The 12,826-nt window shown below is 68.7% G+C and carries 15 protein-coding genes; 13 read left to right on the top strand and 2 right to left on the bottom strand.

All coding sequences use genetic code 11. The features are described 5' to 3' along the window. Window positions 1-3 precede the first annotated feature (3 nt). The 12 genes from FHQ07_RS01230 to FHQ07_RS01285 all read left to right on the top strand — a co-directional run bounded on the left by FHQ07_RS01230 (window position 4) and on the right by FHQ07_RS01285 (window position 10,495). Window positions 4-321 (top strand): hypothetical protein, encoded by a 318-nt coding sequence (locus FHQ07_RS01230; RefSeq protein WP_139714960.1) that lies wholly within the window; start codon window positions 4-6, stop codon window positions 319-321. Further along, the gene (locus FHQ07_RS01235; protein WP_139714962.1) at window positions 318-626 is read left to right on the top strand and encodes a hypothetical protein; all 309 of its coding nucleotides are present in this window, start codon (window positions 318-320) and stop codon (window positions 624-626) included. The genes FHQ07_RS01230 and FHQ07_RS01235 overlap by 4 nt, the downstream gene beginning before the upstream one ends. Further along, window positions 626-1,411, top strand: coding sequence for an SDR family oxidoreductase (locus tag FHQ07_RS01240; RefSeq protein WP_139714964.1), 786 nt, complete (start codon window positions 626-628; stop codon window positions 1,409-1,411). The genes FHQ07_RS01235 and FHQ07_RS01240 overlap by 1 nt, the downstream gene beginning before the upstream one ends. A gap of 35 nt (window positions 1,412-1,446) precedes the next feature. Then, on the top strand, window positions 1,447-2,871 hold the full coding sequence (locus FHQ07_RS01245; protein WP_139714966.1) for an aldehyde dehydrogenase: 1,425 nt from the start codon (window positions 1,447-1,449) through the stop codon (window positions 2,869-2,871). Continuing rightward, window positions 2,871-3,533 (top strand): carbonate dehydratase, encoded by a 663-nt coding sequence (can, locus tag FHQ07_RS01250; protein ID WP_139714969.1) that lies wholly within the window; start codon window positions 2,871-2,873, stop codon window positions 3,531-3,533. The genes FHQ07_RS01245 and can overlap by 1 nt, the downstream gene beginning before the upstream one ends. Then, the gene (locus tag FHQ07_RS01255; RefSeq protein WP_206202328.1) at window positions 3,533-3,958 is read left to right on the top strand and encodes a RidA family protein; all 426 of its coding nucleotides are present in this window, start codon (window positions 3,533-3,535) and stop codon (window positions 3,956-3,958) included. The genes can and FHQ07_RS01255 overlap by 1 nt, the downstream gene beginning before the upstream one ends. A gap of 4 nt (window positions 3,959-3,962) precedes the next feature. Next, window positions 3,963-4,511, top strand: a complete 549-nt coding sequence (locus tag FHQ07_RS01260) for a 3-hydroxyanthranilate 3,4-dioxygenase (RefSeq protein WP_139714971.1) — start codon at window positions 3,963-3,965, stop codon at window positions 4,509-4,511. Next, a complete protein-coding gene (locus FHQ07_RS01265) occupies window positions 4,511-5,536 on the top strand; it encodes an amidohydrolase family protein (RefSeq protein WP_139714972.1) in 1,026 nt (341 codons plus the stop codon). The genes FHQ07_RS01260 and FHQ07_RS01265 overlap by 1 nt, the downstream gene beginning before the upstream one ends. After that, window positions 5,533-6,807: a kynureninase gene (kynU, locus tag FHQ07_RS01270; RefSeq protein ID WP_139714973.1), complete on the top strand. Its 1,275-nt coding sequence runs from the start codon at window positions 5,533-5,535 to the stop codon at window positions 6,805-6,807. Before FHQ07_RS01265 ends, kynU begins: the two co-directional genes overlap by 4 nt. After that, window positions 6,797-8,161 (top strand): FAD-dependent oxidoreductase, encoded by a 1,365-nt coding sequence (locus tag FHQ07_RS01275; protein ID WP_139714974.1) that lies wholly within the window; start codon window positions 6,797-6,799, stop codon window positions 8,159-8,161. The genes kynU and FHQ07_RS01275 overlap by 11 nt, the downstream gene beginning before the upstream one ends. Further along, entirely contained in the window at window positions 8,158-9,603 is a 1,446-nt protein-coding gene (gene sbcB, locus FHQ07_RS01280; RefSeq protein ID WP_139714975.1) for an exodeoxyribonuclease I, read from the top strand. Before FHQ07_RS01275 ends, sbcB begins: the two co-directional genes overlap by 4 nt. 352 nt (window positions 9,604-9,955) lie before the next feature. Next, a complete protein-coding gene (locus FHQ07_RS01285; RefSeq protein WP_139714976.1) occupies window positions 9,956-10,495 on the top strand; it encodes a DUF2939 domain-containing protein in 540 nt (179 codons plus the stop codon). Window positions 10,496-10,578: 83 nt separating this feature from the next. Here FHQ07_RS01285 and FHQ07_RS01290 read toward each other — a convergent pair whose 3' ends face one another. After that, on the bottom strand, window positions 10,579-11,481 hold the full coding sequence (locus FHQ07_RS01290) for a 5'-nucleotidase (protein WP_139714977.1): 903 nt from the start codon (window positions 11,479-11,481) through the stop codon (window positions 10,579-10,581). A gap of 273 nt (window positions 11,482-11,754) precedes the next feature. Here FHQ07_RS01290 and FHQ07_RS01295 point away from each other — a divergent pair, with 273 nt between their 5' ends. Beyond that, complete coding sequence (locus FHQ07_RS01295) at window positions 11,755-12,039, top strand: hypothetical protein (protein ID WP_139714978.1); 285 nt, start codon at window positions 11,755-11,757, stop codon at window positions 12,037-12,039. 9 nt (window positions 12,040-12,048) lie between these two features. On the opposite strand, the gene FHQ07_RS01300 is transcribed toward FHQ07_RS01295, so the two are convergent. Next, window positions 12,049-12,816 (bottom strand): NAD kinase, encoded by a 768-nt coding sequence (locus FHQ07_RS01300; protein WP_139714979.1) that lies wholly within the window; start codon window positions 12,814-12,816, stop codon window positions 12,049-12,051. Between the last annotated feature and the right edge of the window lie 10 nt (window positions 12,817-12,826).

Genomic DNA, 12,826 nt, shown 5'->3' on the forward strand with positions numbered 1-12,826 from the left:
GCGGTGGATCCGGATCTCGTCCTGTTCTTCGCCCTGCTCGCGTTCGCGATTGCCATCGCCGGCGCGACCGCGTTCGTGATCTTCTGGCCGCTGTGCCTGGTGCATATCCGCGACCGCCATCCGCAGATCACCGCGCAGCTGGGCGAAGGCGCGTTCCTGAAACCGCGTGCGCTGTGGTGGTTGCTGCGCGGCGACTACCGCGCCACCCCGGACCGCAACCTGTCGGGCCTGGCCACGCCGTCGCGTATTTCACTGTTGGTGATCCTGGGCGGCATTGCGATGGGTGGCGTGTTGTGGGTCATCGGGAAGGCATTGTCATGAACGACGCGAACAACGACAGCTGGTGGCTGGCCACCCTCGGCCGCACCATCGTCTGGGCCCGCCTGCGCGAACGCGAGGCCGGCACCGCCGAGGTCTTCGACAGCGACGGCACCACCCTGCCCTACGACAGCATGGACACCGCCCGCGCGGCGCTGATGGATGCGGAATTCGTCGAATTCGACGGCCTGGACGAGGACGATGCGCTGGAGCGCGGGTTCTCGCTGGGCGAGGTATCGCCGCCGTCCGCACGGCACGACGACGCATTGCGCGGATTGATGGTGCAGCAACTTGGAAGGCGCGCCTGATGAACCTCGACCTCGGCGGCAAACACGCGCTGGTCTGTGGTGGCTCCGAAGGCATCGGCCGAGCTACTGCCATCGAACTGGCGTTGCTTGGCGCGGATATCACCCTGCTCGCCCGTCGCGAAGAGGCCCTGCGCGAGACGCTGGCCGCACTGTCGGCGAATGGCACGCAAAAGCACGGTTATCTCGTCGCAGACGTGTCGCAGATGCAGGCACTGGGCAAAGACGTGGCGGCGCTGGCCGCCGGCAAGCCCGTGCAGATCCTGATCAACAACACCGGCGGCCCGCCGGGCGGTGCCGCGCATGCGGCCGGCATCGAGGCCTACCTTGACGCCTTCAACAAGCACCTCGTCGCCAACCAGACCCTGCTGCAGGCGGTGCTGCCGGGCATGCGCGTCGCGCACTGGGGCCGCATCGTCAACGTGATCTCGACCTCGGTGTACGAGCCGATCCCCAATCTCGGCGTGTCCAACACCATCCGCGGCGCGGTGGCGAGCTGGGCCAAGACCCTGTCGCGCGAACTCGGCGGCGACGGCATCACCGTCAACAACGTGCTGCCCGGCTACACCCGCACCCAGCGGCTGGACCAGATCCTGACGGATCGCAGCGCGGCCAGCGGCAAGCCGCAGGACGAGATCGCCAAGGCGATGCTGGCCAGCGTGCCGGCCGGCCGTTTCGCCGAGGCCGGCGAGATCGGCGGCGTCATCGCCTTCCTGTGCACGCAGGCCGCCGCCTACGTCAACGGCCAGTCGCTCGCGGTGGATGGCGGCCGCATGCAGTCGATCTGATCGGCAGCGCGGAGCTTTCGCTCTAAACTAGCGGGATGCAACGCGACCCGCACTGGATCGATGGCAAGCCGGCGATGCCCGCCACCGGGCAATGGCTGGACGTGTTCGACCCCGCCACGCGCGAAGTCGCCTCGCAGGTCGCCGATGGCGATGCGCGCGATGTCGATGCCGCGGTCGCCGCGGCACAGGCCGCCTTCCCCGCATGGTCCGCGTTGCCGAACAGCGCACGTGCGCAGTGGATGGAGCGGTTGGCCGATGCGCTGGAAGCGCGCATCGAGGACTTCGCCCGCACCGAAGCGATCGACGGCGGCAAGCCGCTGGCGCTGGCCCGCGACATCGAGATCCCGCGCGCGATCAGCAACCTGCGCTTCTTCGCCCATGCGGCCACCCAGTTCGCCAGCGAATCGCACCACGGCGAAGCCGGGCTGAACTACACGCTGCGCTTGCCGCTGGGCGTGGTCGGCTGCATCAGCCCGTGGAACCTGCCGCTGTACCTGTTCACCTGGAAGATCGCGCCGGCGCTGGCGGCGGGCAATACCGTGGTCGCCAAGCCCTCCGAGGTCACGCCGCGCACGGCGACGATGTTGGCCGCATTGGCGGCGGAGATCGGGTTTCCGGCCGGCGTGCTCAATGTGGTCAATGGCCTCGGCCCGAAGGTGGGCGAAGCCATCGTGCAACACCCTTCCACCAAGGCGATCAGTTTCACCGGCAGCAGCGCGGTGGGCCGCCGCATCGCCGGCATCACCGGGCCGATGCTGAAGAAGACTTCGCTGGAACTTGGCGGAAAGAACGCGACGCTGGTGTTCGCCGACAGCGACTGGCGCAAGCATCTCGATACCCTCGTCCGCAGCGCGTTCCAGAACAGCGGGCAGATCTGCCTGTGCGGCTCGCGGCTGCTGATCGAACGCGGCATTTACGACGAGTTCCGCGATGCCTTCGTCGCGCGCGTGCAGGCGCTGCGTATCGGCGCTCCGCTGGATGCCGGCACCCAGCTCGGCCCCTTGGTCTCGCAGGCGCAGTTCGACAAGGTGCTGGCCTGCATCCGGCGCGCCCGCGACGAAGGCGGCCGCGTGCTGTGCGGCGGTACCGCCATCGATCGCCCCGGCTGGTTCATCGCGCCGACGGTGATCGACGGCCTCGGTCCCGAATGCGCCACCAATCGCGAGGAAATCTTCGGCCCCGTGGTGACGTTGCAGGCCTTCGATTCCGATCAAGACGCGCTGCAACTCGCCAATGCCGGCGAGTACGGTTTGTCGGCATCCCTCTTCACCAACGATCTCTCGCGCGCGCATCGTCTTGCCGCCGGCTTGCGCGTCGGCATGGTCTGGATCAACACCTGGTTGATGCGCGACCTGCGCACGCCGTTCGGCGGCAGCGGCGCCTCCGGCCTCGGCCGCGAGGGTGGATTCGAAGCGATGCGTTTCTTCACCGAACCCCGCAACATAGGAATCGCACTCTGATGCCCACCCTGGAGACGCTGCTACGCAACAACCGCGACTGGGCCGAACGCGTCTCGCGCGAGGACCCGGGCTTCTTCGAACGGCTGTCGAAGCAGCAGGCGCCGAAATACCTGTGGATCGGCTGCTCGGATTCGCGGGTGCCGGCGAACCAGGTGGTGGACCTCGCGCCGGGCGAAGTCTTCGTCCATCGCAACATCGCCAATGTCGTGGTGCACACCGATCTCAATTGCCTGTCGGTGATCCAGTTCGCCGTCGACGTGCTCAAGGTGGAGCACATCCTCGTGGTCGGCCACTACGGCTGCGGCGGCGTGCATGCGGCGCTGCACGGCAGCCGCGTCGGCCTTGCCGACAACTGGATCCGGCATGTCGGCGACGTGGCCGCCAAGCACCAGGCGGTGCTCGACGCCATGGGCGATCCGGAACTGCAGCACGACCGCCTGTGCGAGCTCAATGCACTGGAGCAGGTGGTGAACGTCTGCCAGACCACCATCGTGCGCGATGCCTGGATGCGCGGACAGAAGCTGGTGGTGCATGGCTGGGTCTATACCCTTCGCGATGGCCGGGTGCACGACCTCGCGCTGAACGTCGCCGCGCCGGAACAACTCGAACCGCAATATGCGGCGGCACTCGAGGCCATCCGCAGCGACCGCGAGGACCGCTGATGTCCGACGCCATCCATGCCGGCAACGCGCCGAAAGCCGTCGGCAGCTACCCGCACGCGCGCCGCGTCGGCAACACGCTGTACCTGTCCGGCATCGGTCCGCGCGATCCGCAGACGAATGCGATTGCCGGCAACGAATACTTCGCCGACGGCCGCGTGCGCAAGTACGACATCGAAGCGCAGGCGCGCGCGGTGTTCGCCAACGTGCGCGCGGTGCTCGACGCCAGCGGCGCACGCTGGGACGACCTGGTCGACGTGACCGTCTACCTCACCGACATGGCCCGCGACTTCAAGGCCTACAACGCGGTGTGGGCCGAGCATTTCCCCGATGCCGCCGCCGCGCCCTGCCGCACCACGCTGGGCATCACCGCCCTGCCCACGCCGATTGCGATCGAACTGAAGTGCGTCGCGCAGCTGAAGGAGTAAGCCCATGCCCCTGCCCGGACCGATCAACCTGCAGGCCTGGATCGACGAACACCGCCACCTGCTGAAGCCGCCGGTCGGCAACAAGTGCATCGTGGACGACCAGTACATCGTGATGATCGTAGGCGGGCCGAACGCACGCACGGACTACCACTGCGAGGACGGCCCGGAGTGGTTCTACCAACTGGAAGGCGAGATGGTCCTGCGCATCCAGGAGGACGGTGCGGCCCGCGACATCCCGATCCGCGCCGGCGACATGTTCTACCTGCCGCCGCGCGTACCGCATTCGCCGCAGCGGATGCCGGGCAGCGTCGGCCTGGTGATCGAGCGCAAGCGCCTGGCCCACGAGGACGACGCGCTGATGTGGTTCTGCGTGAGCTGCAACCACAAGCTGTACGAGGAATCCTTCCACCTGGTCGACATCGAGCAGGACTTCTTCCGCGTGTTCGAGCGGTTCTACCGCGACGATGCGCTGCGCACCTGCACGCAATGCGGCACGCTGAACCCGCGGCCGCAGCGCTACGAGATGCAGGGCACGCAGGCGGACATCACCTGATGTTGAAGATCGATACCCACGCCCATTACCTGCCGCGCGACTGGCCCGACCTCGCCGCGAAATACGGCGATTCCCGCTTCCCGGTGATCCACCACGGCGACGATGGCCGCCACCGCATCTACAAGGACGGCAAGTTCTTCCGCGAGATCTGGCCGAAGACCTGGGACCCGCAGATCCGCATCGACGACTACGCCGGCTTCGGCGTGCAGGTGCAGGTGCTCTCCACGGTGCCGGTGATGTTCAGCGAATGGGCCAAGCCGCACCACGCGCTGGAACTGCATCGCGCGCTCAACGACCACATGGCACGGACCTGCCGCGACTACCCGCGCCACTACGCCGGCATCGGCACGGTGCCCCTGCAGAGCCCGCAGCTCGCCATTCGCGAACTCGAGCGCTGCATGGACGAACTCGGCCTGCAGGGCGTGCAGATCGGTTCGCACATCAACGGCCCGAACGACGCACACTGGAACCTGGACGCGCCGGAACTGTTCGAGTTCTTCCAGGCCGCCAGCGACCTCGGCGCTGCGATCCTGGTGCATCCGTGGGACATGATGGGCACCGACACCATGCCCAAGTACTGGCTGCCGTGGCTGGTGGGCATGCCGGCGGAACAGTCGCGCGCGGCCTGCTGCCTGGTGTTCGGCGGCGTGCTGGAGCGGTTGCCGAAATTGCGCGTGTGCATGGCGCATGGCGGCGGCAGCTTCCCGTACACCATCGGCCGCATCGAGCACGGCTTCAACATGCGGCCCGACCTGGTCGCCACCGACAATTTCCGCAACCCGCGCGAATACCTGAAGCGGCTGTATTTCGATTCCTGGGTCGCCGACGACGCGGCGCTGCGCTACCTGCTCGAGGCCTGCGGCAGCGAGCGGGTGATGCTCGGCACCGACTATCCCTTCCCGCTCGGCGAACAGGTGCCGGGCGAAGGCATCGAACGCCTCGCGCTGGACGAGGCGCAACGCGCCCGCATCTACCACGGCACCGCGCTGGAATGGCTCGGCCTGCCCGCATCGAGGTTCGCATGACCGAACTCTTCACCGACGCCTACGCGCAATCGCGCGATGCCGCCGATCCGTTGCGCGCCTTCCGCGACGAATTCTTCATCCCGCAGCACGGCGGCAAGCCGCAGGCCTACTTCGTCGGCAACTCGCTGGGCCTGCAGCCGAAGGGCGCGCGCGCGCATGTCGAGGAAGTGCTGGACAAGTGGGCGACCGAAGCGGTGGAAGGCCACTTCACCGGCAGTGCGCAATGGATGCCCTACCACGAGCTGGTGCGCGACCCGCTGGCGCGCGTGGTCGGCGCGCAGCCGTCCGAAGTGGTGGCGATGAATTCGCTGACCGCCAACCTGCACCTGATGCTGGTCAGCTTCTACCAGCCGACCATCGAGCGCACCGCGATCCTGGTCGAGGCCGGCAGCTTCCCGTCGGATCGCTACGCGGTGGAATCACAACTGAAATACCGTGGCCTGCCGCCGCAGCACACCCTGATCGAAGTCGAACCGGATCAACCCGACGGCACGTTCTCGATGCAGGCGATCGAACGCGCGATCAACGAGAACGCCAAGCGATTGGCATTGATCCTGTGGCCCGGCGTGCAATACCGCACCGGCCAGGCCTTCGACCTGAAGGAAATCGCGCGGCTTGGCCATGCGGCGGGCGCCATCGTCGGTTTCGACCTCGCCCATGCGGTCGGCAACCTGCCGCTGCAGCTGCACGACAGCGGCGCCGATTTCGCCGTGTGGTGCCACTACAAATACATGAACTCAGGCCCCGGTGCGGTGGCAGGCTGCTTCGTGCACGAGCGCCATGCGCGCACCCAGCGCCCGCGCTTCGCCGGCTGGTGGGGCAACAACCAGGACGTGCGCTTCAAGATGGGGCCGCAGTTCGATCCCACGCCCGGCGCCGATGGCTGGCAGCTGAGCAATCCGCCGATCCTCGGGCTTGCGCCGCTGCGCGCCTCGCTCGATCAATACGACCGCGCGACGATGCCGGCGCTGCGCGCCAAGTCCGAGTCGCTGACCGGTTACCTCGAACAATTGATCGATGCCGACCTGCGCGACGTGCTGCAGGTCGTGACCCCGCGCGATGTTGCGCAGCGCGGCTGCCAACTCTCCATCCGCGTGATCGGCGGGCGCGAGCGCGGGCGCGAATTGTTCGAGTTCCTCGCCTCGCGTGGTGTGCTCGGCGACTGGCGCGAACCCGACGTGATCCGCATCTCGCCGGTGCCGCTCTACAACACCCATGCCGACGTGCTGCGCTTCGCCAACACCGTGCGGGAGTGGCGCGATGCAAGCTGATGCGCGCGAGCTGACCATCATCGGCGGCGGCCTAGCCGGCGCCCTACTCGCCACCCTGCTCGCCCAGCGCGGTTGGGCGGTCGACGTGTACGAACGCCGCGGCGATCCGCGCGTGCACGGCTATGCCGGCGGCCGTTCGATCAACCTCGCGCTGGCCGAACGCGGCCTGCATGCCCTGCGCCAGGCCGGCGCCGACGGCGAGGTGATGAAGCAGGCGGTGATGATGCGCGGCCGCTACGTGCATCCGTTGCACGGCGAGCCCGGCCTGCAGCGCTACGGCCGCGACGATTCCGAGGTGATCTGGTCGATCAGCCGCGGCGAGCTCAATATCGTCCTGCTCGACATCGCCGAATCGCATGGCGCGCGCCTGCATTTCGACCACGGCCTGGAGCGCGTCGATTTCGATGCGGGGCTGGCCGCGTTCCGCCACCACGAGATCGAGGTGGTGCGTCCTTTCCGCGCACTGGTCGGTGCGGATGGCGCGGGTTCGACCCTGCGCGGGCAGATCGGCAAGGTGCTGCCGCTCAACGAGCGCACCGACTGGCTGGACCACGGCTACAAGGAGCTGGAGATCCCGCCGGCCGCCAACGGCGATTTCCGCATCGAGCCGAACGCGCTGCACATCTGGCCGCGTGGCCATTACATGTGCATCGCCCTGCCCAACGACGAGCGCACCTTCACCGTCACCCTGTTCATGCCGCACAAGGGCGATTACCCGTGCTTCGAGCAGGTGCAGGACGCCGACGACGCGCAGGCGCTGTTCGAACGCGATTTCCCGGACACGTTGCCGTTGATCCCCGCCTTGCGCCACGACTACGAGGCGAACCCGGTCGGCACGCTCGGCACGCTGTACCTCGACCGCTGGCATCTTGATGGCCGCGCGGTGCTGGTCGGCGATGCGGCCCACGCGATGGTGCCGTTCCACGGCCAGGGCATGAACTGTGCGTTCGAGGACTGCGTGGCGCTGGCCGACCACCTCGCCGCGAACGCGTCGCTCGCCGATGCCTTCGCCGCGTTCGAAGCCCAGCGCAAGCCGGACGCGGAAGCGATCCAGCAGATGGCGCTGGAGAACTACATCGAGATGCGCGACAAGGTCAACGATGCCGCTTTCCTGTTGCAGCGCGCACTGGAACTGGCGCTGCAGGAACGCCATCCGGGCCGTTTCGTGCCGCATTACGCGATGGTCAGCTTCATGCGCATCCCGTATTCGGTCGCCTTGCATCGCAGCGAGATCCAGCGCGAGATCCTGGTCGATGCCACGCGCGGGCTCGCATCGCTGGAGGCCGTCGATTGGGCCGCGGTCGATGCCGCCGTGCTGGCGAAACTCGCCCCGCTGGCAGACGCGCCGGCGTGAGCGCCAGCTTCCTGTTCTACGACCTCGAGACCTTCGGCGCCGACCCGCGCCGCAGCCGCATCGCCCAGTTCGCGGCGATCCGCACCGACGAGGCCTTGAACGAAATCGACGCGCCGATCTCGTTCTTCGTGCAGCCGGCCGACGACCTGCTGCCCTCGCCCGTCGCCACCCTGATCACCGGGATCGCCCCGCAGGACGCACTGCGCGATGGCGTCAACGAAGCCGCCGCGTTCGCCCGCATCGTCGAGGAGATGGCGCGACCGGAGACCTGCAGCGCCGGCTACAACTCGATCCGCTTCGACGACGAATTCGTCCGTTACGGCCTGTACCGCAACTTCCACGATGCCTACGAACGCGAATGGAAAGCCGGCAATTCGCGCTGGGACGTGCTGGATGCGTTGCGGCTGATGCATGCGCTGCGCCCCGAAGGCATCGCCTGGCGGCAGCGCGAGGACGGCGGCGGCACCAGCTTCAAGCTTGAACACCTCGCCGAGGACAACGGCCTGCGCATCGGCGACGCGCACGAAGCCTTGAGCGACGTGCGCGCGACCATCGGCATCGCCCGCCTGTTCCGCCAGCACCAGCCGCGGCTGTGGGACTACGCGCTGCGCCTGCGCAACAAGCGCTATGCCGCGTCGCTGCTCGACACCACCGACATGACCCCGCTGCTGCATGTGTCGCAGCGCTATCCCGCCTCGCGCCTGTGCGCCGCGCCGGTGATCCCGCTGGCGCGGCATCCGCAGATCGATGCGCGGGTGATCGTGCTCGACCTCGACAGCGAACCGGACGCCCTGCTCGACCTCGATGCCGACGCCATCGCCGAACGCCTGTACATCCGACAGGCCGACCTGCCGGAAGGCGAAGCGCGGGTGCCGCTGAAGGAAGTGCATACCAACAAATGCCCGGCGCTGGTCGCCTGGGAGCACCTGCGCGAGGCGGATTTCGCCTGGCTCGGCATCGATCCCGACGCCGTCCAGCGCCGCGCGGCGCGCGTCCGTGCCGCCGGCCCGGCGATTGCCGAAAAGGTGCGCCGCGTGTTCGCCCGCGAACGCCCGGCCGACAGCGTGGACGTCGATGCGGCCTTGTACGACGGCTTCATCGGCGATGGCGACAAGCGCCTGTTCGCGCAGGTGCGCGGCACGCCGCCGCACCTGCTGGCGAAGGCGCAGTACGCCTTCCGCGACGAACGCCTGCCGGAACTGCTGTTCCGCTATCGCGCGCGCAACTGGCCGGACAGCCTGTTGCCGGCCGAACGCGAACGCTGGAACGCGTATCGCCGCGAGCGGTTGGACATCGACAGCGGCCTGTCCGAATGCACCTTTGCCCGGTTGCGCGATGAGATCGCGCAGCTGCGGCCAGTCCATGCCGGCGCTGGCGACAAGCAGGTGCTGCTCGATCGCTTGCTCGCCTGGGCGGACCGCATCGACGCCGGCTTGCGCTGAGCCGGCAATACCGCCGGCCGCAGGCGTAGGCGCGAGATGGCTACGCAAGATCCCGTGCGCGGCCTCGCCGTCGACGCGGGAAACGAGGCCGCCACGCTGCGCCCGCCTGCGCAACACTGGTTGCGGCATGGATGGATCCCGGCCAGTGCGGCCGGTCCTGGCGGCATTTTTCCGGCGGCGATGACGCAGCGCATGGAATGCGGCAAGCGGAACGCAACGGCCGGCGCCGGCGCCACGGGCATCGCCTGCGCGCCGCGCGGTCCCGAGCGACGGCGCCAAGGCGACGACGACCGGGCTTGCCCGGCCGCCGTGGTTTGCGCAGGATGCACGCACCCCCGTTGCAGGTGTCCGGATGAACAGGAAAGCGAAATGGCTGCTGGCCAGCCTGGCGGTCGTGCTGCTGGCGCTGCTGGCCTTCGTCGCCGCCGGCCCGTGGCTGGCGATCAACGGCATCCGCAACGTGATCGCCGCCGGCGCATATGGCGAACTGTGGCGCTTCGTCGATTTCGCAAGGTTGCGGGAAAGCATCGCGCCGCAGGTCCAGGCGCGGATCGCGGAGGGCATCGTCGACCGCGTCGGGCACGGGCAGACCGCGGAAGCGATCGGCGGCGTCACCGCCCTGATTTCGGAACCTGCGATCGATGCGATGGTGTCCCCGGTCGGCGTCGCCACCCTGCTGCACGGGAGCGCGCTGGCCCGCCGGATCGCGGGCGAGAAGGACGCCGACGGCAAGGTGCGTGCGGCCGATCCGCTGAAGGATGCGAAGACCGGCTACGAGTCGCTGTCCTTGTTCACCGCGACCGTGCAGAACGACGAAGGCAAGCCCGTCGTGTTCGAATTCAGCCGCAGCGGGATGACCTGGAAGCTGACCGGCATCCGGCTTCCCGACTAGCGCGGCGCTTGCCGCGCCGCGGGTGCAAGGCCGGCAGGCGGCGAGCGCATCCGCCGCGGACAACCCGCCGCGCAGGCTGCGGCTCAATCGTTGGCGACACCGTGCGGCACATGTCCGGCGGCGACATGGCGGCGCGCCGAATCGATGTTGTGCGGCGAATCGTCGAAGAAGATGTCGGCGCCGAAGGCTTCCAGGAACGGGCCCTTGTCGCGGCCGCCGAGGAACAGCGCCTCGTCCAGGCGCACCTCCCATTCGCGCAGGGTGCGGATCACGCGTTCGTGCGCCGGCGCGGAGCGCGCGGTCACCAGCGCGGTGCGGATCGGCGCGCCGTCGCCGGCCGGGAACGCGGCCTGGAGGTCGTGCAGGGCGGACAGGAAGCCGCGGAACGGCCCGCCGGACAAGGGCTCGCGGGCGCGCTCGCGCTCATGGCGGCCGAACGCCTCCACCCCGTGCTCGCGCGAGACGCGTTCGCTTTCGTCGCCGAAGATCACCGCGTCGCCGTCGAATGCGATGCGCAACTGGTCGTGCTCCGATTCGCTGGCCTTGGCCGGCAGGATGGTGGCGGCGGCGATCCCCGCTTCCAGCGCCCGCCGCACCGATTCCGGGTTCGCCGACAGGAACAGCTGGGTGCCGAACGGCTTGATGTAGGGCCACACCGGCGCGCCCGAGGTGAAGGTGGCGCGGCGGATGTCGAGGCCGAAATGCTGGATCGAGTTGAAGATGCGCAGGCCGGTGTCGGACGAATTGCGCGACAGCAGGATGACCTCGACGCGCGGCGCCTGCGCCGGGGCGGTCGCGTTCAAGGCCAGCAGCTTGCGCACCAGCGGGAAGGCGATGCCGGGGTCCAGCAGGTCGTCCTCGCGCGCGCGCTGGTAGTCGGCATACGCCTTGACGCCCTTGGCCTCGAACAGGCCGTGGCTGTCCTCGAGGTGGAACAACGCGCGCGCGGTGATCGCGACGGTCAGGGTGGCGACGGGCTCGGGCATGGCCGCATTGTCCGCGATCCCGGTCGCAATATCCGCGACATGCGGCTGTGCGGGCATCGGCGCCATGAAGCCCGCCCCGATGTCCCGGCAGGAACAGGTCGACGAGCTGCGCATGATCGGCGAATCGCGTGCGGCGCCCGCCTGCAGCGTGCTCGCCATCGGCGGATTCGCCGCTGCCGCCCCGGTGGAGGAACAATCCCCGCGGGCGCTGTGCCTGTTCCTCGCGGGTTGCGCCAGCCTGGTCGGGCTTGCCGCCGGTTTGGCCTGGGGCATGTGCGCAACGCCGCCGCCGCGACCCGCAAGGGGCGACGCGAACCCGCGCCCCTGGCCCTGCGCCACGGGGAAAGCGACGAGGATGGCGATCATCCGCGCGGCCTGCTCTGCCCCGCGGCGCGGCATGCGCAGGCCTGCGACATCCATTTCGTGAACAACCGCGGGTGGAAACCGGGCGTTGGCGCCATCCAGGTCGAGGCGGTCTACCTCAGCGACATCGCCTGGCCGGTCCTGATGGTCCATCCGGAGGCATCCTCTGGCCGCCCGGCGAAACGGCCCGACTGAGGGGCCAGTTCAGGAGGTGAACTGCTCGGCGAGGATGCGCTCCTCGAGGTTGTGCTCGGGATCGAACAGCAGGGTCACGCTGCGTTCGCGCTGTTCGCGCACCAGCACCTCGGTGACGTCGCGCACCTCGTGCGAGTCGGCGGTGGCGCTGACCGGGCGCTTGTGCGGGTCGAGCACGCGGAAGCGCACTTCGGTACCGGACTTCAGCACCGCACCGCGCCAGCGCCGCGGGCGGAACGGCGCGATCGGGGTCAGCGCCATCACGTTCGCGCCTAGCGGCAGGATCGGGCCGCTGGCGGAGAAGTTGTAGGCGGTGCTGCCGGCCGGGGTGGCGACCATCACCCCGTCGCAGATCAGTTCGTCCAGCCGCAGCTGGCCGTTGAGTTCGATGCCGACGTGCGCGGCCTGCCTGGTCTGGCGCAGCAAGGAGACCTCGTTGTAGGCCAGCGAGCCGACGGTCGCGCCGGATTCGGTCTGCGCCAGCATTTCCAGCGGATGCAGCACGGCGGGCTCGGCGGTCGCGATCCGCTGCTGCAGGTCGTCGCCGCGGTGATGGTTCATCAGGAAGCCGACCGTGCCCAGCTTCATCCCGTACACCGGCTTGCCGAGCGCGCCGTGCCGATGCAGGGTCTGCAGCATGAAGCCGTCGCCGCCCAGCGCGACCAGCACGTCGGCCTCCTGCGGCGCGTGGGAGCCGTGGATGGCGGTCAACGCCTGCAGCGCGGCCTGCGCGTCGTCAGTGGGACTGGCCAGCAATGCGAGTCGGGGCATGCTCATGGCCTGAGCA

Source organism: Thermomonas aquatica (assembly GCF_006337105.1).
Taxonomy (GTDB): domain Bacteria; phylum Pseudomonadota; class Gammaproteobacteria; order Xanthomonadales; family Xanthomonadaceae; genus Thermomonas; species Thermomonas aquatica.